The following is a 20,768-nucleotide window of genomic DNA, read 5'->3' on the forward strand; positions in this document are numbered from 1 at the left end:
GAAGGGCACTCTTTCTTATTAGTATTGCATTAAGGTTAATACGTCGTGGTCTTTTAATTTACTACGGCCATCTAAATAAGTCAGTTCTATTAAGAACGCACACCCAGCTACCTCTCCACCAAGCTGTTCAACTAGATCGATGGTCGCCTCAATTGTTCCACCGGTAGCAAGTAAATCATCCACAATCAGGACACGCTGTCCCGGTTTAATTGCATCTTTATGAATGGTCAGTACGTCTTTCCCATACTCCAGACCATAATCCACTTTAATCGTTTCACGTGGTAGTTTACCCTCTTTACGTACAGGTGCAAACCCGATTTCCAATGCGTAAGAAACAGGACATCCCACGATAAACCCACGCGCTTCCGGGCCTACGATAATGTCGATTTCTTTATCTTTTGCATATTCTACAATTTCATCTACTGCTGATTTAAATGCAGGACCGTTATCCATAAGTGGAGTAATATCCTTGAACTGTACTCCTTCTTTCGGCCAATCCTGTACGATCGCAATATGCTCTTTATAATCCATTAACTACTTCCTCCTTGACTTGCTTAGAACGTTGGTTCAAATATCGGTCAAACCATTCTTTCAATTCTTTATATGTGGAATAATAGAGTGTTTGTTCCAATTGAAGCTGCTCTTCTCTTTTTCGGTAAAGCGAAGATTCTCTCAAATCTTTTTGAGAAGGTTCGGATTCAACCGTTAAAATCCCGTCTTTCATTTTAACAAAACCAAGCTCAAAAAACACCTCAGAAATAAATTCCACCATGGAACGGTCCCAGCCTTTTCGTTTAGCTAAAAGATCAGCTTCTTTGTCCATGTTGAAACTTCCACGCTTCCATAGCATACCATAAAACCATTTAAAGTGGTCCCTTGAAGGCCAGGTTTTTAAGAATGTACTTTCTTCAAGGTGGTAGCAGGCATATAGTTTACTGATCTCAATCGTATTTAGCAGATTTGTCAGATCAGACATCTGCTCTGGTAGATCAATGAGCAGTAAACCATCAAAAGAATCTTTATTTGAAAGATCCTCCGGTTGAAAGACAGGAACTTCACAAGGCGCTTCCGTTTTCCCCTGAAAAGTAACCGCTGCATATCTTTCGCCATGTGGTATGACAATATTTTTTTCAATATGCCTGGACCCACGATGATCAAAAAGCTGCCACTCTTTGACGCGGATATCTTTAATCATTACCTGAAGGTTTTTCCTTCCATTCCATTCATTGACCCCAAGCTCTCCTACCATTTCCAGTGGAGAGTGCGGAGACAACTGCGAATAGAGGTCTCCCATCCCAAAGGCAATGCCGTCTACTTTAGTCTGCTGGTCTTGGAATTGGAATTTTAAATGGTTTTTCTTACTGCCGATCAGCCGAACTTCTTTAGGGGTTTGCTTCAGATGAAACAATGGTTTAGGGTTGCCCATTCCGAACGGACGGAGCCGGTCTACTTCATCGATTTGCTGTAAGGAGATATCTTCCAGATTGACCGTCGTTTCTACATCCAGAACCTGTTGATAATCATCATCGGTTAGTTTCTCCTTAGCTAAACGAATTAAGTCGTCCCTAAGGGCATCAATTTCCCCAACAGAAAGAGTCATTCCAGCCGCTTGAGCGTGCCCGCCAAAATGAATAAAGCGGTGGCGGACTTCCATACAGTTGGAAAATAGATCAAAGGCATCTATACTTCTAGCTGAACCTTTTGCTTCACCTTTCTCAGAATCGATAGCTAATACAATGGCAGGTCTGTCAAATTGTCTTACGAGTTTGGAAGCAACAATGCCCAATACTCCGGGATTCCAGCCTTCCTTTGCCACTACAATGACTTCTTCTGTAGAGCCGTCTTTGGCCTGAACCATTTCCTCTGCTTCTTTAGCAATCGAAGCAACTATTTTTTGTCGCTCCTGATTTAATTGGTTAATAAAGCCTGCAATTTCCTGAGATTCTTCTAAATCCCTGGATAATAACAAATCTACGCCAGGAGTTGCATCTTGAAGGCGGCCCACCGCATTAATACGTGGCCCTATGGTGAATCCAATTGTCTCTTCATTCATATCCCCTTCAATGTTACACACCTGCCTTAACGCCTGTATACCCGGCCGGGTTGAACGGGAAATAGCCTTCAGACCAAAGGATGCAAGCACCCTGTTTTCACCAACGAGCGGAACAAGATCGGCAATGGTCCCAATTACCGCAAGGTCAAGAAATTCTTTAGGGAACCTGCCAAGAAGAGCCTGGGCAAATTTAAACGCCACCCCAACTCCAGCTAACTCCTGAAAAGGATAATCAGCAGAAGTCTTAGGGTGAATGATCGTGTGCGCATCCGGGAGCACTTCCTGCACTTCATGGTGATCGGTAATAATTAAATCCAGACCAAGTTCTTTAGCAAAGGATGCTTCTTCAATCGCCGCAATTCCAGTATCAACCGTAATAATGACAGCATATCCAGAGTCACTGGCAAATTGAAAAGCTTCTTTGTTTGGACCATACCCTTCAGTAAAACGGTTGGGAATATAAAAGTCACAATCCGCTCCTGCTTCTCTTAAAGCTTCTATCATAAGCGTCGTTGAACTAACGCCATCAGCATCATAGTCACCAAAAACGAGGATCGGTTCTCCTTTTTCAACGGCATCCTTTATACGCGCAATGGCTTGCTCCATCCCATCCATCAAAAAGGGATCATGCAGTTGATCCATGGACGGATTAAGAAAGCGTTCAGCCGCATCTGCCTCGAAAATCCCCCTTTTTTCCAACAGCTGCTTTGTAAGTGGCGTTAATCCAGCCAGGCCACCTGCAGACGAAGAAGGTTCTTTATATGTAAATTTCCATTTCATCTTACTTTGTATCATAAGTTCACCCCTGACCCATTTATTATACAAGAGCGGACCAGGGGGAGCAAACGCAATTATGTGACTCTGGAAGTAGAATTTTCTTGTTCCTCTGTTTCTTCCTGTTCCAATGATTGATCACTACGATTATCAGGCGCTGCTGTTTCAGAGGAAGCAGCGTTCTTTTCTTTCAACGATCTGTTTTCACGCTTTAACTTAAAATAACGGACAGCCCCTACAGAAGCAGTGGCTAATCCTCCAAGCAGAACAGACACAAGAATGACCAGAATCAGCGGTGCTTCTCCGCTGCCGAATAAATAATTGACTTGAACAGGGTCCACATTTATAACAGCAAAAACAGCGATTAATAAAGCAAAGATAAAGGCTGAGATGAGATACGTCTGCCCTTTCATTGCCAACTCCCCTTTCTATTATTCATTGTTGTAAATATACCCTTATTAAACCAGCAATAATCAAAAAAACGGCCCTACCTTAAGTAAGACCGTTTTTTAGAAGATATGTGGGTCCTCCGTACAATAGAATGTTATACCTGAGGGCCGTCTGTTTTTTTCTTTTTCACATAATTAATCGGGTTGTTCTTGATATTACGTCCGCGCCAGACTAACCACAGCTGGGAAGCAATAAACAAGGATGAATAGGTACCTGCCAGCAAACCGATAACGAGTGCAAAGGAGAAGTTAGTGATGGACGATGCACCGAAGACTAAAAGCATAACGGCAGCAAAAATGACGGTAAGTACCGTATTAAAGCTTCGGGCCAGCGTCTGCATTAAACTATCATTAACAATCGTTGCAAGTTCTTTAAACGATTTGACTTTTTTCTTCATCTTCAGATTTTCACGGATTCTGTCAAAGGTAACAATCGTATCGTTGACGGAATAACCGACAATCGTCAGAATAGCTGCAATGATGGTAATGTCAAATTCGAGCCTTGTAATACTGAAGAAGGCAATGATGAAGAATGCATCATGCAGCAGTGCGATAATCGCTGTTATAGCAAAGAATATCTCAAAACGAATCGTCACATAAATGATTATTCCTATAGATGCATATAGAACAGCAAGCGCTGCATTCTTTGCAAGCTCTTTGGCAACAATTGGTGAAACCGTGCTGACATTTGGAGTGTTGCCATATTTTTCTTCATAATAGCTTTGAATCTCACCAATTTTGTCTTTGCTGAGTTCTGAATCAAAGCGGGCGACAGCAATTTCATTATTATCTCCGGAAATAATCACCTGTTCAGGGGATACATTGAACTCCTGGTCTAATGTTTCTTCTACTTCCGTGACGTTGATATTCCCGTCAGATAAGATGGATACCCTCGAACCATTTGAAAAGTCGATCCCTAAATTCAAACGGAAAATAGAGAGTGCGATAACTCCCGCAACCACCAGAGCAATGGATATGGTAAAGAACAACTTCCGTTTTCCTACAAAGTCGAACTTACGCTTCATAAACCTTGCTTTTACTTCTTCACCATCTGAGATATCCTGAATATCTTCAGGCTTCACACCAAACCATTTCGGGCGTTTATTAAGTGCCCGACTTTTCACCCATAAACTCATAAATAAGCGTGTACCATAAACGGCTGTAACGAAACTGACCAAAATACTGACAATCAACATCGTTGCAAAACCTTTTACAGAACTAGTACCGAAAATGAACAGGACCGTCGCCGCAATTAACGTCGTAATATTGGCATCCATAATGGTTGATAGAGACCGCTTATTTCCTGCTTTATAAGCAGCCATTAAGGACTTGCCTGTTTTTAATTCTTCTTTTATGCGTTCATATGTGATGATATTGGCATCCACAGCCATACCAACACCCAGAATCAAGGCTGCAATACCTGGGAGTGTCAACACTCCGTTCATTAGTTCGAATATAACCAGGATTAAATAAATATATACCGATAACGTAAGAGTTGCGATAATTCCAGGGAATCGATAGTAACCAATCATAAACAGGAAGATGGCTGCAATGCCAATAAATCCAGCAAGGATTGTTTTATTCATTGCCTGCTCCCCGAATTGAGCACCAACCGAGGTGGAATACGTTTCCTCCAGATTTACTGGTAAGGATCCTGCATTTAATATATCTGCAAGTTGCTGAGCTGATTCTACAGTAAAGTCCCCGTTGATTTGTATGGAGTTACTACGAATCGGGCCGTTTTTACGGAATGAAGGGGCAGAGATATATTCCGGATCTGCCTGTCCAAACTGCTCGGCAAAGGATGTGTCTTCATCATAGTCAAGCCAAATGACCAATAAGTCATCCGGATAAGGAGTACTTGGATCATCTGGAGTATTGTAAACCTCTTCAGATACATCATAAAATTTTGATGCATCCTTTACTTTCAAAGTAACGACCGGTTCATTGGTATTGGCGTCGAAGGACTGCTGTGCACTCCCTTCGACCAAGTCTGATCCATCCAGGAATAACTTCCCTTCTGTGGACCGGAACGTCAACTCTGCCGTCGTGGAAAGCAGGTCTCTTGCTGTCTGCTGATCTTCCACACCAGCTAGTTGAACACGAATTCTACCATTGTCTTCTATTGAAATATTCGTTTCACTGATTCCCAGAGTATTTACACGCTGACTCAAGGATTCAGCTGTTGCTTCCAGGACTTGCTGATTCACTTCTTGCTCTTCATTAAGTGGTTCAACATCATAAAGGATCTCGAAGCCACCCTGTAAATCCAGTCCTAACTTAATATCTTTGGTTATGCCTGTTATTGTCGTCCCAATCGTAGCTGCCAGCAGCAGAACCACGATAAAAAAGGCGACGATCCGCCCTCGTTTCACCATACCGTTTTGCTCCTCCTTTATGTATCAACACACGATAGTTGAACCGCCTGTTATGTAAAGCGCAGGGAGTTATTGAGTTACCCCGTACCTATTCTACTACTTTTTTTACTTTTCGCAACATTATCATAAGGCCATCTATTAATCACACTTCATTTTCATCTAGTATTCAGATGAACCATTGAGCGCTTCAATTGAAGCAAGCAGATCATCGTTTTGATAAGCTTCAGTTGTAAGATAACTTGTATATGTGTGACTGGACAGATGAAAAACATCCTGCACGACTTGATGCAGCCTCAATTCAGGCTCGCCTTTCCAAACCTTTGTTACAAGACAATCCCATACTTCCTCCTTGGTTGCCCTGTCATACCCCAGCAAGTGGAACTCCTCTACCTTACTTTGCAGCACAAAAGTGATTTCATCTTTCCATTGACTGACATTTTTCGATGCTTCCATATCGCAGCTCCTCACTCTCATCAATTCCGACAATCGGTTGTCATGCCTTGTCCATCCTTAAGCATATACTTCATTGTATCTGAATTTTATTTCTTTGAGAAGGCGGATCAATGGATGTCTAAACAAACTTTCTTGCATGGTGCCCTGATTTTGGTTGCTGCAGGTTTAATTACTCGTCTGCTGGGATTTGTTAACAGAATTGTCGTTGCACGTGTCATGGGTCCTGAAGGCGTAGGCCTCTACATGATGGCTCTACCAACGTTAATACTCGCAATCACCATTACACAGTTTGGCCTTCCGGTAGCTATTTCTAAACGGGTATCCGAAGCAGAAGCTACAGGAAATGAAGGGAAAATCAAGCGTATCCTTATTGTTTCTTTAGCTATTACGGGTACATTAAGCATCATATTTACAATTGGCATTTTTCTTCTCGCTCCGATTATTGCCAACTATTTTCTAACAGACTCACGAGCCCTCTACCCTTTACTTGCTGTTACACCTGTTATTCCAATTATTGCAGCCGCTTCTGTCATTAGGGGTTATTTTCAAGGCAGACAAAATATGAAGCCTCAGGCCCTCTCTCAAGTTATTGAACAAGTCGTCCGTATCGGCGCCGTTATTGTATTCACGAAGATGCTCTACCCTTATGGAGTTCAGTACGCCGCCGCAGGTGCTATGGCTTCAGCTGTACTGGGTGAATTCATCTCTCTACTCTATATGCTTCGGCAATTTAACATTCACAAAAGCTTTCATTTGAGAAAATCATGGAAAAAACATTTAGGGGAAGGCAGAAAAACATTAAATGAGTTAATGACGATTGCACTTCCCACAACCGGCAGCCGCTTTATTGGATCTCTGACGTACTTCTTTGAACCTATTCTTGTCGCTCAAAGTCTGGCTATCGCTGGAGTAGCAGCCGTTGAATCCACAAAGCAGTATGGCGAATTAACAGGATATGTGCTGCCCCTCCTTTTTTTACCGACATTTCTTACTCATGCGCTATCCATTGCCCTCGTTCCTTCCATAAGTGAGGCTGCAGCAAAAGGTCAGAATGAAACAATACGATATCGTATTATGCAGTCCATCAGACTTTCAATAGCATCCGGCGGTTTAATCACCATTGTCTTTATGATTTTTCCTGTGGTGATTCTTACGACGGTATATGGGACAAGTCATGCTTCCTTTATGCTCCAATTTATGGCGCCGTTCTTTTTGCTCCATTACATCCAAACGCCTCTGCAGGCTACGTTACAAGCTTTGGATCTTGCGAAACCAGCCATGTGGAATACACTGATTGGTTCGATTGTTAAATTCATCGTTCTTGTAGGCTTAAGCTCCCGGCCTGAGTTTGGAATCCACGGTGTTGCCATCGCTATCGTAGTTGGTGTTGTGGTTGTCACTTTGCTTCACCTCGGTGTGCTGATGAAATATAAAGTTATGACTTTTCCGCTTCAGCTGTTCACTAAATTCATAACCGTTATCGGCCTTACGGGCTTTACTGGGTGGATATGGAAAACAAACTGGCTGATGGAAAGCAAGCCCCTTTCTCAATTAGTTACTATGGGAATCGGCCTTTCATTTGTGTATGTCGTCTTACTTTTCAGTTTGAAATTAGTGAGTAAGGAAGAGTGGAAATTGATTCCCTGGCACCGCTTGTTTCATAAAAAATAACCGCTGAAGCGGTTATTTTTTATTTGTATTCGTTTTTGATATCAATCTCAACATCTCCATCTTCGTTCATGGTACATAAGGAAATCTCCTCAATTGACGTGCACCCTTGTTTTCTAATTTCGTTTACAAGCCACTGTCTGTTTTTGCGTACAATCTTTAATCCACTGTATTGAACCTCCCCATCAGCTATTAAAACAACCGCATAATCCGAACTTCCATCCTCTTTCTTCTCAAAGACGGAAAGCTTTCCCGAAGGTTCTAATATAGCATAAGCCACATCCTGAACCTCATGAACGCCATGTTCGCGTAATTGGAGCAGCAGGTCATTGAAATTGTACCGCTGTTTTTTCATTTCATATTCGTCGACTTTTCCATGTTTTATAATGACAGAAGGCTTTCCATCAAACCACCTTCGGAATTTTTGACTCCTCAGGGATATCCACGCACTCCCAATCTGGATAGCAAGCAGGACAGCCATTGGAACGATTGCTTTCCAGATAGCTTCATTGGGTTCCTCAATGAGAAAGACTGCAATTTCAGCAAGCATGATGAATACAACTAAATCCATTACGCTCAGCTCACCGATCTCCCTTTTCCCCATAAAACGAAAGACAAGTAGAATGATGATGTAAGTAACAAGGGTTCGAATGATGACAGTAAATACAGCCACGCTCAGCCACGACCTTTCTTAGAACATCCTACTTGTTAACATCACCTATTTTTTATGAATTATTAAAGAAAAGGAAGCAGATAACGGAACCATATATAGATGGATGAAATGATCAATGACAGGATTAATACCGGAATACCGTACAAAGAAAACTTTAGAAAAGGAATCGGCTTTTGATGACTGGCTGCAAGACCAGCAACTACTACGTTGGCTGACGCGCCAACTAGTGTTCCATTTCCACCCAGGCAGGCACCTAAAGCCAGTGCCCACCAGACAGGGTCAACATTCATCATTCCATACCCTTTTAATTCATGGACAACAGGAATCATGGCTGCTACAAACGGAATGTTATCGACAACTCCAGATAATATTCCAGCACTCCAAAGCATCACCATTGAAGTTACAGGGAGATCTCCTCCGGAAATCCACACCATCCCTCTTGCCAATTCATCTATGACTCCCACCGTCTCAAGTCCTCCAACCAGCATAAACAGTCCCATAAAGAAGAACAGTGTCACCCATTCCACCTCTTGAAAAACATGCTCAACTTCAAGTTCCTTTTCAGAGAGAAAAAGCAGCAGAAGGGCTCCACTTACAGCAATCGTTGTAATATCCATATGGATAAATGGGTGCATCATAAAGCCCACGATCGTAAGAATCATGACAGAAATGGACTGAAAAAGAAGTCGCGTTACTTTCAGATGCTCCTTTGCATCCATTTCCATAAGGTTCCTCGCTAACTCATGATCGTAGGTTAACTTTTTTCTAAAAAGAAGCAGAATTGCTCCCAAAACAACAATAAAAATTATCGCGACCACCGGGCCCAGATGGTATAAAAAAGAAACGAAGCTGAAATGATCAACCGCCTGTCCAATCATGATATTTGGCGGATCTCCAATTAACGTAGCAGTACCTCCGATGTTCGAGCTGAAAATCGTCGTAATTAAATAAGGAAAAGCTGGCAGGTTTAACCTCTCAACAAGCGACAAAAGAACAGGTACAAAAAGAAGGACTGTTGTGACATTATCTAAGAAGGCTGAGCCTACAGCTGTAAATAGAGCCGTTACGACAAGTAGCGGTACGGGCCTGCCTTGTACCATTTGTGCCAGACGTATAGCCGCAAATGTAAAGATTCCCGTTTTTTTAGTGATGGATACAAGAACCATCATTGAAAATAAAAGAGCTACCGTCTCCCAGTCAATAAACCCAAAAGCTTGTTCCCACTCATATACTTTCGTCATTAATAGAAGAACGCCACCTGCAATGGCCACCAGTGCTCTATTCAATTTCTCAGTCATGATCAGTACGTAACTAGCCACAAATATGAGTAACGCAAGTACAGTTGACATAGATCTTCCCCTTTTATACGGACTTTATTAATACTTATTCATTACTAAGGGAAAATATCTGCTTCTATCTTTATAGAATTCGTGCATATAGTGTAATTGACAAGCTAATTCTCGAGGAGGGTTGAGATGAAGAAGTTGTTACAAGGGGTACTCGGTTACGGGGTTGGCTCTATTTTCATTCTAATGATTGTTTTTGCCGGGGTTTTAGCAATGCTGCTTAAGTTTACAGGAATTGAATATGAGACACTTAATCAGATGGCCTTAATTTTCGGTATTAGTATTCTCGCATTCGGCGGGGCACTCGCTGCTTATAAAGGAGAGCAAAAAGGATGGCTGGCAGGAGGAATGACCGGTTTAATTTTTGTAAGTGCCATGGCTTTATTCCAAATGATTTTTGAGAATTCCATGGTTAGTCTGCCTCAGCTCAGCTATTTTGGAGGACTTATTCTTGCTGCCTGGTTAGGAGGCATGATTGGAGTAAACCTGCCCAGGAAGACCGCCAAGCGTTAAACCTGTCTATACGTAAAATCCCGCTACTAAGAAGTAGCGGGATTGGTTCATTATTAGTCATTAATCTTCTCACGAATAGAGGAACGATCGAATTTCATTTGTGTCCCATCTTGTACAGAGATCACAAGTGAACCTTCATCAATAGCATGAATTGTACCATGCATACCTCCAATAGTTATTATTCTATCTCCTTTTTGCAAGTCCGACTGCATTTGTTGTACCTGCTTCTGTTTCTTTTGCTGTGGTCGGATCAATAGGAAATAGAAAATGACAAACATTAGAATAATTGGCAGTAACCCTACTAATGTATCCATTTATTTTCCCCCTTTCTAAAAGTTCTTTGCGTTCGGTTTATTGAAACCATACTGCTCAAAGAATTCTTCTCTAAAATCACCGAGTCGATCTTCTCTAATGGCTTCACGCACTTGCCTCATTAAGTTTAACAGAAAATAAAGATTATGATAAGTCGTTAATCTAAAACCGAACGTTTCATTTGATTTCACAAGGTGACGGATATAAGCACGGCTGTAATTGCGGCAGGTGTGACAATCGCAATTCTCATCAATCGGACGGAAATCGCGGGCAAACTTCGCATTACGAACGACGAGTCTTCCCTCAGATGTCATAAGTGTACCGTTCCTTGCAATCCTTGTTGGTAAGACACAGTCAAACATATCAACGCCGCGAATACTTCCATCAATGAGAGAGTCCGGTGATCCTACTCCCATCAGGTAACGCGGTTTTTCAGATGGCAGAAGTGGTGTAGTGAAATCAAGAACACGATTCATGACGTCCTTTGGTTCCCCAACGGATAAACCGCCAATAGCGTACCCCGGGAAATCCATAGAGGTTAAATCTCTGGCGCTTTGACGACGAAGATCTTCGTATTCTCCCCCCTGGATAATTCCGAACAGTCCTTGATCATGGGGACGCTGGTGAGCTTCAAGACAACGTTCAGCCCATCGGCTTGTTCTCTCAACCGAGTCCTTCATATATTTATGTTCGGCAGGATAAGGTGGGCATTCATCAAAAGCCATCATAATATCCGGGCCGAGAGAGTTTTGGATGCGCATTGCTTTTTCCGGTGATAGGAAAAGCTTTTCTCCGCTGATATGGTTACGGAAGTGAACGCCTTCTTCTTCAATTTGTCTCAAATCACTCAAACTGAAAACTTGAAAACCACCGGAGTCTGTAAGGATGGATCCGTTCCAGTTCATGAACTTATGAAGACCACCAGCTTCTTCAATAATATCTTCTCCTGGGCGTAACCATAGGTGGTAGGTATTAGAGAGAATAATCTGAGCGCCCATTCGTTCTAGTTCTTCAGGGCTCATTGTTTTTACTGTCGCTAATGTGCCTACAGGCATAAACATAGGAGTCTCGAATGAGCCGTGAGGTGTATGCACTTTTCCTAAGCGTGCACCCGTCTGTTTACATGTTTTTATTAATTCGTATGTGATTGCCATGATTTCTTCCCTTTCTTACTGTTGATCATTCCGATCATTTAATGAACATCGCATCCCCAAAACTGAAAAAGCGATACCTTTCTTCTACAGCCTGATGATAGGCCTGCATGATAAAATCACGACCAGCAAAAGCACTGACCAGCATTATCAGTGTCGATTTTGGTAAGTGAAAGTTCGTAATTAACCCGTCAATGGCTTTCAGCGTTTGAGGTGGATATATGAAAATGTCTGTCCAGCCGCTGGCTTCTTTAAATGTGCCATGATCACGGATAATGGTCTCAAGCGTCCGTGTAGAAGTTGTTCCCACAGAAATAATCCGTCCACCACGCTCACGGACAGCATTCAATCGTCCTGCCGTTTCCGCGTTCAATCGGTAGAACTCTGCATGCATATCATGGTTCTCAATATCATCCACACTTACCGGACGGAATGTGCCCAGTCCAACATGAAGAGTCAGGTAAGCAATTTCTACACCCTTTTCCTGCAGCTCCTCCAAAAGAGACTTTGTAAAATGTAGTCCTGCGGTAGGGGCAGCAGCTGAACCTTCTTCTTTTGCATAAACGGTTTGATACCTTTCCCGATCAGGCAGCTGCTCCTTAATATAAGGTGGAAGAGGCATTTCTCCTAAGGACTCCAATACTTCAAGAAAAATTCCTTCGTAACGGAATTTCACTTTCCTTCCTCCATGTTCCTGGACTTCTGTGCATTCCGCGACGAGTTGACCGTCACCGAAGACAATATTGGTTCCAAGCTTTATTTTCTTTGCGGGTTTAACAAGAACTTCCCATTCATCTTCTTCTGTCTGATGAAGCAGCAGGACTTCCACTTTCCCGCCGGTCTCTTCTTTAGACCCGTATAAGCGGGCCGGCAGAACCCGTGTGTCATTCAAGACGAGACAATCTCCACTTTCTAAGTAATCGGTAATTTGAGAAAAACGTCGATGTTCTATTGTTTCTGCCTTACGATCGCATACCATAAGACGAGAAGAAGAACGATCTTCCAACGGCACTTGTGCAATCAATTCTTCCGGCAGCTCAAAATCATACTGCTTAATATCCATATGAATCCCCTATTCTTCCTGTAATTATCAATAATTGAACCTGCCTGACAGCAGGCGTAAACAACAATTTTGTAAACTTCACTTTTTCATTGATCAACTGTTCTACTAAAACTTCCGAATCAAGTAAAAGATCACAGACAGGACAATACTTGCTATGATAGAAGTCATTATTGGGAAAAAGAAAGTCACATTGCCCTTTTTAAAGCTGATATCACCAGGTAATTTCCCAAATATGCTCCATAAAAGTCCTATTACAATAAACACAATCCCTATTACAATAAAGATTTTGCCAAACCCCGTCAAGAGCCAGGCACCTCCCTGTTAAAATGAGCATACGCTTTCGGTGTAACGACCCTTCCACGAGGTGTCCGCTGAATATAACCAATTTGTAATAAGAAAGGCTCATAGACATCCTCAATGGTTTGTGATTCCTCACCGATCGTTGCAGCAATCGTATCCAACCCGACCGGCCCTCCTTGAAAACTGTCCATAATCCCTTTCAAAAGTTTATGGTCAATAAAGTCAAGTCCTTCCGCATCAACCTGAAGCATTTGAAGAGCCTCCTGAGTTGTTTCTTTCGAAATGACATCCTCCCCTTTTACCTGGGCGATGTCACGCACCCTTTTTAATAAACGATTGGCAATCCTTGGTGTTCCCCTGGACCTGCGCGCCACCTCCACCGCAGCTTCATAATCAATGTCGACAGAAAAAATTTCTGCAGTTCTTTCAACGATTGAACAGAGCGCCTTCGTATCATAATACTCCAACCGACTGTGGACACCAAAACGGTCCCGGAGCGGTGCAGAAAGCAACCCAGCTCGAGTTGTCGCTCCCACAAGCGTAAAAGGAGGCAGATCCAATCGTACAGACCGGGCGCTCGGACCTGTACCAACGACGATATCTAAACAAAAATCCTCCATAGCAGGGTAGAGCACTTCTTCCACAGACCTTGGAAGGCGGTGAATTTCGTCGATGAAAAGAACATCCCCCGGTTCCAAAGAAGATAGAATAGCGGCTAAATCTCCTGCCCGCTCAATGGCCGGGCCTGCCGTCGTGCGGAACTGGACCCCCATTTCATTAGCAATGATAGAAGCTAAAGTGGTTTTACCAAGGCCTGGTGGTCCGTAAAGTAACGCATGATCCAGTGGTTCGTTCCTCATTTTTGCTGCTTCTATAAAAATACGAAGGTTATTTTTCACTTGATCCTGACCAATATATTGACTCAGCCTCTCGGGTCTCAGGCTGAGTTCAATATCCTGATCGACCTCCTGTTGTTCTCCTGAAATCATACGATCCTCCACAAGTATTCCTCCTCTTCTCTTAAGACTTCATGAGCATTTGGAGACCTTGACGTACGTAGTCATCCACGCTGCCTTGTTTCGTTTTCTCTAATTCAGCACGAACCCGTTTTACTTCTTTTTCGGTATATCCTAGTGCTTTTAATGCTTCAATAGCATCGTCCAGACGTTCTCGTTTTTCTTTTGAACTCAAACCTTCCTGATAGAAAATCGTGTTTTCATTTTCTTCATCCGGCAGCCAGACAATGAGCTTACCTTTCAAGTCCAGAATCATCTGTCGAGCCGTTTTTTTCCCAACTCCAGGAAACTTAGTCAAATACTTATCATCTTCCTGTTCAATGGCTGAAACAAATTCGGGTACACTGACTGTTCCTAAAATAGCAAGTGCACCTTTTGGACCAATGCCTGAAACATTTAATAACTGGGCAAATAGCTGTTTATCTTCCTTCTTTTTAAATCCATATAAAGACTGAATATCTTCCCGGATGTAATGGTATGTATGTACTTTCACTTCATTGTTTATGTGTTCTTGAAAATGGAATGGATTTGCGCACAGTATTTCATAACCAATGCCATTCGTTTCTATGATAATCGATCCTTCATCTAGTGTTGTTACTTGACCTTTTACATAACTGATCATGATTCGAAACCCTCTCTACCCTTTAATCTTAACCCTTCCATTGTAACATACAAGCACACGTTCGCCTATGGACACACAGCCGTCAACCTCTTTATAAACAGGAATAAAACAGCCACAGGAGAAATTGTGGCTGTTTTATATTCACACTTCCGTTTCATCCGAGTATTGATGAACGACTTGCTCAAAGTGACGATAATCTCTAATTTTAATTCCATTCTCAAGCTCATTTATCCTTTTAGACTCCAACGGCTTGATAGGAATTGGTTTAAACGATTCGATTACCTTTCCCTCGTTTGGGATACCTTGAAAAACAGCCAGTTCCCCATCTTCTGTCAATCCAAAATACCCTTGCTGCTTGGTTAGAGGTGATATATCTTCTACTTGTCTTTGGAATACAATGCGGTCCAGATTTTGTTCTTCGATCATCCAACCTTCATACGAAGACCAGAAATCCATCATAGACCAAATCGTTTCTTCTTTTTTTGTTGTCTCAGTTACTCCATCTATATAATGCTCTTTCAAGATCACTGTAAGTTTTAAAGGTTCAGGCTTCACGAGCGTCTCTAATGCTTTAGAATTACTGGTTTCTTTCGCTTGTATCTCACGTTGAGAAGCATTTTCCTGAACTGGATTCGTGGACGTGTAAATAGAGTATGGCCAATACATTAAAGCAATACCGAGAATGACGCCAAGCACCCAAATCCTTCGTCTCATCACAGAATCCCCCTTAACTAAAATAACTTCTGTTTCTAGTGTGTCCAGAAACAGAAGTTATTATCATAGAAAAAGGGAATTACGATAACTTTTCAAGTACAGACTCATCAGCGTCCAGGTTGTGATAGACTTCTTGTACGTCGTCGTTATCTTCCAGCATATCAATGAGTTTGAGCATTTTTTCAACGCCCTCTTCCCCGAGTTCTGTGTACGTCTCAGGAATCATAGTAATTTCACTGGTTGTAATTTCATAGCCATTGGACTTAAGAGAATCTTTCACATCCGAGAACGTCTCAGGTTCTGTATAGATTTCAAAACGATCCTCTGATGTCTCCATTTCTTCTGCTCCAGCTTCAATAGCCTCAAGCATGACATCTTCTTCATCTGCATCCGTAGTGGAGCGGTCAATGACCAAGTACCCTAATCGGTTAAACATAAAGGAAACACAACCATTTTCGCCAAGGTTGCCTTCATTTTTATTAAACGCATGACGAACATCTGCAGCGGTACGGTTCTTATTATCTGTCAGTACTTTCACCATAACGGCTACACCGCCCGGACCGTATCCTTCGTAGGTATATTCTTCATAGTTTACGCCATCAAGATCTCCGGTCGCTTTCTTAATCGCTCGATCGATATTATCTTTTGGCATGTTATTGGATCTTGCTTTATCTACTGCTAAACGAAGCGCAGGATTCATCTCTAAGTCGCCCCCGCCTTGTTTAGCTGCCATGAAGATTTCACGGGCAAGTTTCATAAAGAGTTTTCCCCGTTTAGCATCTTGAGCACCTTTACGATGCTTAATATTACTCCATTTTGAATGGCCAGCCATTGGACATTCTCCTCTCCCAGACAAATCTTTTTCTCTAAATAATATACCATAATCCCCGTCAGACTTGAAAGCTGATGCTTTTACTCCTGATTAAAGAAATGACGTATCCGTTCTTTCACCTTATCTGGAGCTTTTGAAGATTTCAGACGTGCATTCATATCTTTCATATGATCCCAATTGTTGTTATTGGTATAAATGGTAACCTTTTTATCAGTGATCTCCTTCACTTTATCCTCAATCTTTTTAGGGATGTTTTGGTCTCTGCGGTCATAAGGGTTGATCATAACAGCTACATACATATAATCATCTGTAGAATAGGCCTGAGCCATTGTTACTTCTTTTAGTTCGTGGACCTTCTCAACAACAGCCATAGCATCTTCATTATTAAAATCATTATCGTGAGAACGGTTGGTTGCATTGTATTTAGCATCTCTAAACTCTTTCTCAGCTGTTCGTTTAAAGTAACTGTCTTTCCCCGTAGGAATTTGACCGCGCCTCTCGATGCCGCCTTCATTCCCATAACTTATTGGTTCATAAACATCCCCACGTTCATCAGGTTCAGCGGCCTTCTCGGTTTCATCTGTCCCGCAGCCAATCAACAACAGGCTGAGGCAGGCAATGGTTGCAATAGATTTCCACATAAAAACATTCTCCTTTTACCCTTACTATGGGTTCAAGAAGAATGTTTTAGTCTGTTAATATTCGCCAGTGTTATTGAGGGGGTGCCGGAGGCATTTCACGCTTATGAGCCGAGCGTTTGTGTAACGCTTCAATAATCTTTCGGTCCTCTTCAGGAATCTCTTCTCCCTTAAGATGACGATCAATCATAGCATAGCTTGTGCCCATTTCATTTTCGTCCGTTTGACCTTCCCAAAGGCCTGCACTTGGCTGCTTATGGATAATTTGATCAGGCACTCCAAGGTATTCGGCCATCTCTTTGACCTCGCCTTTAGTCAGGTTGGATATTGGTACAAGATCAACGCCGCCATCACCAAATTTGGTAAAGTAACCTGTGTACCACTCTGCGGCATTATCTGTACCGACAACGAGGTATTTATGGTTTGTGGCTATGGTATATAATGTGCTCATTCTAAGACGGGCTCTTAAGTTGGCATCCGCTAACTGCACTTGATCTTCATTCAATGCATCGGCTTCTTCCAACTGCTTTTTAATGGTCGAAAACATGACATTATGCGTCTCAGATAAATCCACGGTCATTACAGGCAGCTGGCAGGCTTCTACAACACTTTCAGCATGCTCTTGATCTTCGGATTGGCTTTTACAAGGCATAATTACACCCAAAGAGTTTTCCGGAAAGGCTTTTTTAATTAGGTTGGCTACTACTGCCGAATCAATTCCACCACTGACACCGACCAGCAGTCCTTCTACATTGGCTTCTTCTACTTTCTGCTGAAGCCATGATACTATTTCTTCTACTTTTTGTTCCACCGGATCGTTCATCCTTTCACACATATGATATCTAATCATAGCATATGTTCAGCGTATCGGACAAATTTCTTCCGGTTTTCCCAAGCTTTTTCTAGCTTCCGCATATGACGGGCTATACTAGCTTCTTCCCTCATACACTGCCTGTATCCATATAACCATTCTCTCAGGAGATCCGCCGGGACAAGCACACCCTTCCACCAGATTTCCCGGTCTTCCACATGTGGAAAATACTGAATCAGCGTTGATCTTTGTAACTCCACATAAGGAAGAAATCGTTGAGCGAGCTGAATGTGGTCATATACACGCGGGCCCGTATGAAGCAAATCAAAATCAATCAACTTCATTTGCTTATCTGTTCCAACCATAAAGTTGTGGTGAGCCACATCTCCATGCAGCCATTCGTGATTCTCCCATGCTTTCTCTTCAATTTCTCCCCATGGATAACCTTTAAACTGCTCCAACTGTTTGTTCATACAAATCGTAAGTTCCTGAAACAATGCACGCCTGCCAAAATCAGTAAAAACATCTTTGGTATCTTCAAACTGCGCCAGCCGTCGCTCCCATTTTACGTAGAGAGGGTCTTTAGGTATAGACAAAACAGCAATCCCCTTTGTCGTACGATGGAAGTGATGAAGAATGCGGACCGCACTCTTCCGATCCCGGTGACTATCGAAATCCGCATGCCTGCCCTCTATTCTTTCAAAAAGAACCCAATCACACCCAAGCTTTCCAACGGTATATTTCCCTTGGTAAAAAGGTACGGGCCTTGCAGCAACTTTTTCTGCATAGTTCCAGTGCTCAAAAAATTCAATTTGCTGTTGAATGATATGAACCCTTCGGTATCCTTTTAAAATGAACGGTTCACCTTGATAGATCACACGGTACACTTTCGGCTTAATCGTGCGTTCATATTCTATAGGCAGACCTTCTTCACTCTTCAGCCAATGAAAAAGGCGATCCGAATATGAATCGCCCTTCCTGTGTTCAGCTTTCATCTAAGTCATCGTCCCTCCAAGGCTGTTGATACCCCTGGGGTCCCATCTGCTGTGGATTCCACGGTCCCATTTGAGGATACGATTGACCCCAGCCGGGCTGCTGCCCCCATCCCATCTGCGGGTTGTTAGGCTGCTGCCCCCATCCCATTGGCTGCTGCATACCTCCGTACGGCATTTGCTGCCATGGATGGTGATAGCCGTGAGGTCCTCCATAACCCATCATTGGTCCATAAGGCTGAGGTTTTTGCTGATTGCTTCCACATCCACAATCTCCCCCGGCTTGAACGCCTTGGACCATCTCATCACCTGAATCGTCATCATCCCCCCACATCATTGGCTGCTGCATGGGCTGTTGCATGGGCTGCTGCATCGGATATTGCATCGGCATGTTCATCGGCATCATAACTGGATGAGGCGGACAGCAATAGAAATCAGTATGGACGAGCTGAGGCTGCATAGGAGGACAGTAAGGCTGCTGCATGGGTTGGTACTGCTCGCCTTTCACTTCTTCTGCCGGTGATTCCTGTGATTCTGGTGACTCTTCCTGCTGCGGCACAGGCATTTGGGGCAGGTGAAAGGTCGTATAATAATTCTGCATCTGCTGATCAATACTCGGCATTGAAATCGGCATGTTCATATTTATAGGCTGCATTGGCTGCATCGGTTTTTCCATAACACCTTTGGTTACAGGCTTTTTCTCATCTTCTTTTATTTTGGGAATCGGTTTCGGCATCTCTTTCTTAGGTGCCGGTGCTGGCGCGGGCGCTTGTTGTTTAGGTGCCTCTTTTTTGACCTGTTTTGTTCCCTGAGGGACTTTGATCTTCATACCCGGCATAATCATATCAGGATTGGAAAGCTGGGTATTCACAGATTTTAACTGTTCAAAGTCGACCCCATATTTCTTAGCAATGTTCCAGAGTGTATCTCCCTTTTGTACAATGTGAATTCTCACATCTGCAACTCCCTTCCTGTGATTCTAAGAAACAATAAGACAATAATAGCTTCATAACACTCTATGCAACACAAGCCAAAAGATTGATGAAAAAGCCTACAATAATTTTTGATAAAATATAAACAACCCCCTGAAACCCATTATTCATAAGGGGTCAGGGGGTTGAGATATTATGGTTTCTGAACAGGAGTCGGAATGTCAATTTGGTAACTAGGGTATGTCCCCATCACCTTCAACTGACATCCAAGCGCTTCAAGCTCCGCCTGTACACCTGGAAACAGCACCTGATCATAAGGTTGATCTACGTCTATCAGGAAAAAGTAGTTGCCAAGACCGGTTTTCATCGGTCTGGATTCGATTTTAGATAAGTTCATTTTGCGCCAGGCAAAGGCAGCAAGAACTTGGTGCAGGGCTCCGACATAATCCTTCGGGAGCGTAACCATAACGGTCGTCTTATGCTTACTTATAGGATGGTCTTTCACTTTCAGCGTTTGAGGTGTTCGTTGAACCACTGCAAAGCGAGTGTGATTGTTATCATAATCATGAATGTTTGTATCCATAATATGCAGTCCATTCTCCTCAGCTGCCAGGTGGTTTCCAATTGCAGCTACACCCGGTCCTTCTGCTGCAACCAGCTCTGCTGCTTTTCCAGTTGATGCTGTATACTCTATCTCAGCATCCGGATAATACTTATGCAGGTATTGATGACATTGGGCTATGGCGTGACTATGAGAATAAACTTTTTTGATTTCCTGCCCCTTACCATCAGGATGAACAAGCAGGTGCTGTTTAATTGGCACCGTAAGTTCAGCTATGATGGATTGTTTTACTTGATGGGCCAGGTAATCAATCGTTAAATGAACTGAACCTTCAATCGCATTTTCAAGTGGTACGACAGCCGTACTGATCACACCTTCTTCTACAGCATCCAAACAAGCAGGGATACTGTCATAACTTACAAAAGTTCCCCCGTCAAATAAAGCATCTACTGCCATTTTTGTAAACGTGCCCCTTGGCCCCAGGTATCCAATCCGTTGTTCCGACATCATTTCCCC

22 protein-coding genes are annotated in these 20,768 nt (G+C 42.7%); 2 read left to right on the forward strand and 20 right to left on the reverse strand.

Annotated features, from left to right (window positions below; genetic code table 11):
* Positions 1-18: 18 nt before the first annotated feature.
* The 5 genes from LC036_RS13135 to LC036_RS13155 form a co-directional block, all read right to left on the reverse strand.
* Positions 19-531, reverse strand: a complete 513-nt coding sequence (locus tag LC036_RS13135) for an adenine phosphoribosyltransferase (protein WP_226583302.1) — start codon at positions 529-531, stop codon at positions 19-21.
* Positions 521-2,848: a single-stranded-DNA-specific exonuclease RecJ gene (gene recJ, locus LC036_RS13140; protein ID WP_226583303.1), complete on the reverse strand. Its 2,328-nt coding sequence runs from the start codon at positions 2,846-2,848 to the stop codon at positions 521-523. Before recJ ends, LC036_RS13135 begins: the two co-directional genes overlap by 11 nt.
* A gap of 56 nt (positions 2,849-2,904) precedes the next feature.
* Positions 2,905-3,240 (reverse strand): lipopolysaccharide assembly LapA domain-containing protein, encoded by a 336-nt coding sequence (locus LC036_RS13145; protein WP_226583305.1) that lies wholly within the window; start codon positions 3,238-3,240, stop codon positions 2,905-2,907.
* A 131-nt stretch (positions 3,241-3,371) separates the two neighbouring features.
* On the reverse strand, positions 3,372-5,654 hold the full coding sequence (gene secDF, locus LC036_RS13150; protein WP_226583309.1) for a protein translocase subunit SecDF: 2,283 nt from the start codon (positions 5,652-5,654) through the stop codon (positions 3,372-3,374).
* 159 nt (positions 5,655-5,813) lie between these two features.
* Complete coding sequence (locus LC036_RS13155; RefSeq protein WP_226583311.1) at positions 5,814-6,107, reverse strand: post-transcriptional regulator; 294 nt, start codon at positions 6,105-6,107, stop codon at positions 5,814-5,816.
* Positions 6,108-6,221: 114 nt separating this feature from the next.
* On the opposite strand from LC036_RS13155, the gene spoVB reads away from it, so the two are divergent.
* Positions 6,222-7,778, forward strand: coding sequence for a stage V sporulation protein B (spoVB, locus tag LC036_RS13160; RefSeq protein ID WP_226583314.1), 1,557 nt, complete (start codon positions 6,222-6,224; stop codon positions 7,776-7,778).
* A gap of 19 nt (positions 7,779-7,797) precedes the next feature.
* Here spoVB and LC036_RS13165 read toward each other — a convergent pair whose 3' ends face one another.
* Both LC036_RS13165 and LC036_RS13170 read right to left on the reverse strand, forming a co-directional pair.
* The gene (locus tag LC036_RS13165; protein ID WP_264188374.1) at positions 7,798-8,454 is read right to left on the reverse strand and encodes a DUF421 domain-containing protein; all 657 of its coding nucleotides are present in this window, start codon (positions 8,452-8,454) and stop codon (positions 7,798-7,800) included.
* 56 nt (positions 8,455-8,510) lie between these two features.
* Positions 8,511-9,797, reverse strand: a complete 1,287-nt coding sequence (locus tag LC036_RS13170) for an ArsB/NhaD family transporter (protein WP_226583319.1) — start codon at positions 9,795-9,797, stop codon at positions 8,511-8,513.
* Positions 9,798-9,923: 126 nt separating this feature from the next.
* On the opposite strand from LC036_RS13170, the gene LC036_RS13175 reads away from it, so the two are divergent.
* On the forward strand, positions 9,924-10,307 hold the full coding sequence (locus tag LC036_RS13175; protein WP_226583321.1) for a TIGR04086 family membrane protein: 384 nt from the start codon (positions 9,924-9,926) through the stop codon (positions 10,305-10,307).
* Between the two features lie 53 nt (positions 10,308-10,360).
* Here LC036_RS13175 and yajC read toward each other — a convergent pair whose 3' ends face one another.
* The 13 genes from yajC to pheA all read right to left on the reverse strand — a co-directional run bounded on the left by yajC (position 10,361) and on the right by pheA (position 20,759).
* Entirely contained in the window at positions 10,361-10,621 is a 261-nt protein-coding gene (yajC, locus tag LC036_RS13180; RefSeq protein ID WP_226583324.1) for a preprotein translocase subunit YajC, read from the reverse strand.
* Between the two features lie 15 nt (positions 10,622-10,636).
* Positions 10,637-11,773: a tRNA guanosine(34) transglycosylase Tgt gene (tgt, locus tag LC036_RS13185; RefSeq protein ID WP_226583327.1), complete on the reverse strand. Its 1,137-nt coding sequence runs from the start codon at positions 11,771-11,773 to the stop codon at positions 10,637-10,639.
* 34 nt (positions 11,774-11,807) lie between these two features.
* On the reverse strand, positions 11,808-12,833 hold the full coding sequence (gene queA / locus LC036_RS13190) for a tRNA preQ1(34) S-adenosylmethionine ribosyltransferase-isomerase QueA (protein ID WP_226583329.1): 1,026 nt from the start codon (positions 12,831-12,833) through the stop codon (positions 11,808-11,810).
* Positions 12,834-12,938: 105 nt separating this feature from the next.
* Positions 12,939-13,136 carry a DUF2905 domain-containing protein gene (locus LC036_RS13195; RefSeq protein WP_226583331.1) on the reverse strand — a complete coding sequence of 66 codons (198 nt, stop codon included), beginning with the start codon at positions 13,134-13,136 and terminating at the stop codon, positions 12,939-12,941.
* Positions 13,133-14,134 (reverse strand): Holliday junction branch migration DNA helicase RuvB, encoded by a 1,002-nt coding sequence (gene ruvB / locus LC036_RS13200; protein ID WP_226583333.1) that lies wholly within the window; start codon positions 14,132-14,134, stop codon positions 13,133-13,135. Before ruvB ends, LC036_RS13195 begins: the two co-directional genes overlap by 4 nt.
* Before the next feature lie 19 nt (positions 14,135-14,153).
* On the reverse strand, positions 14,154-14,771 hold the full coding sequence (gene ruvA, locus LC036_RS13205) for a Holliday junction branch migration protein RuvA (RefSeq protein ID WP_226583335.1): 618 nt from the start codon (positions 14,769-14,771) through the stop codon (positions 14,154-14,156).
* Between the two features lie 141 nt (positions 14,772-14,912).
* The gene (locus tag LC036_RS13210; RefSeq protein ID WP_226583337.1) at positions 14,913-15,485 is read right to left on the reverse strand and encodes a BofC C-terminal domain-containing protein; all 573 of its coding nucleotides are present in this window, start codon (positions 15,483-15,485) and stop codon (positions 14,913-14,915) included.
* 79 nt (positions 15,486-15,564) lie between these two features.
* Positions 15,565-16,317, reverse strand: a complete 753-nt coding sequence (locus LC036_RS13215) for a YebC/PmpR family DNA-binding transcriptional regulator (protein WP_226583340.1) — start codon at positions 16,315-16,317, stop codon at positions 15,565-15,567.
* An 80-nt stretch (positions 16,318-16,397) separates the two neighbouring features.
* A complete protein-coding gene (locus tag LC036_RS13220) occupies positions 16,398-16,958 on the reverse strand; it encodes a YhcN/YlaJ family sporulation lipoprotein (RefSeq protein ID WP_226583343.1) in 561 nt (186 codons plus the stop codon).
* A gap of 70 nt (positions 16,959-17,028) precedes the next feature.
* Entirely contained in the window at positions 17,029-17,766 is a 738-nt protein-coding gene (gene nadE, locus LC036_RS13225; protein WP_226583345.1) for an NAD(+) synthase, read from the reverse strand.
* 35 nt (positions 17,767-17,801) lie between these two features.
* On the reverse strand, positions 17,802-18,761 hold the full coding sequence (locus LC036_RS13230) for a phosphotransferase (protein WP_226583348.1): 960 nt from the start codon (positions 18,759-18,761) through the stop codon (positions 17,802-17,804).
* Positions 18,751-19,713 (reverse strand): SafA/ExsA family spore coat assembly protein, encoded by a 963-nt coding sequence (safA, locus tag LC036_RS18570; RefSeq protein WP_319004469.1) that lies wholly within the window; start codon positions 19,711-19,713, stop codon positions 18,751-18,753. The genes LC036_RS13230 and safA overlap by 11 nt, the downstream gene beginning before the upstream one ends.
* A 170-nt stretch (positions 19,714-19,883) precedes the next feature.
* Positions 19,884-20,759, reverse strand: coding sequence for a prephenate dehydratase (pheA, locus tag LC036_RS13240; protein ID WP_226583351.1), 876 nt, complete (start codon positions 20,757-20,759; stop codon positions 19,884-19,886).
* Between the last annotated feature and the right edge of the window lie 9 nt (positions 20,760-20,768).

This window comes from Halobacillus litoralis (genome assembly GCF_020524025.1).
GTDB lineage: Bacteria > Bacillota > Bacilli > Bacillales > Halobacillaceae > Halobacillus > Halobacillus litoralis_D.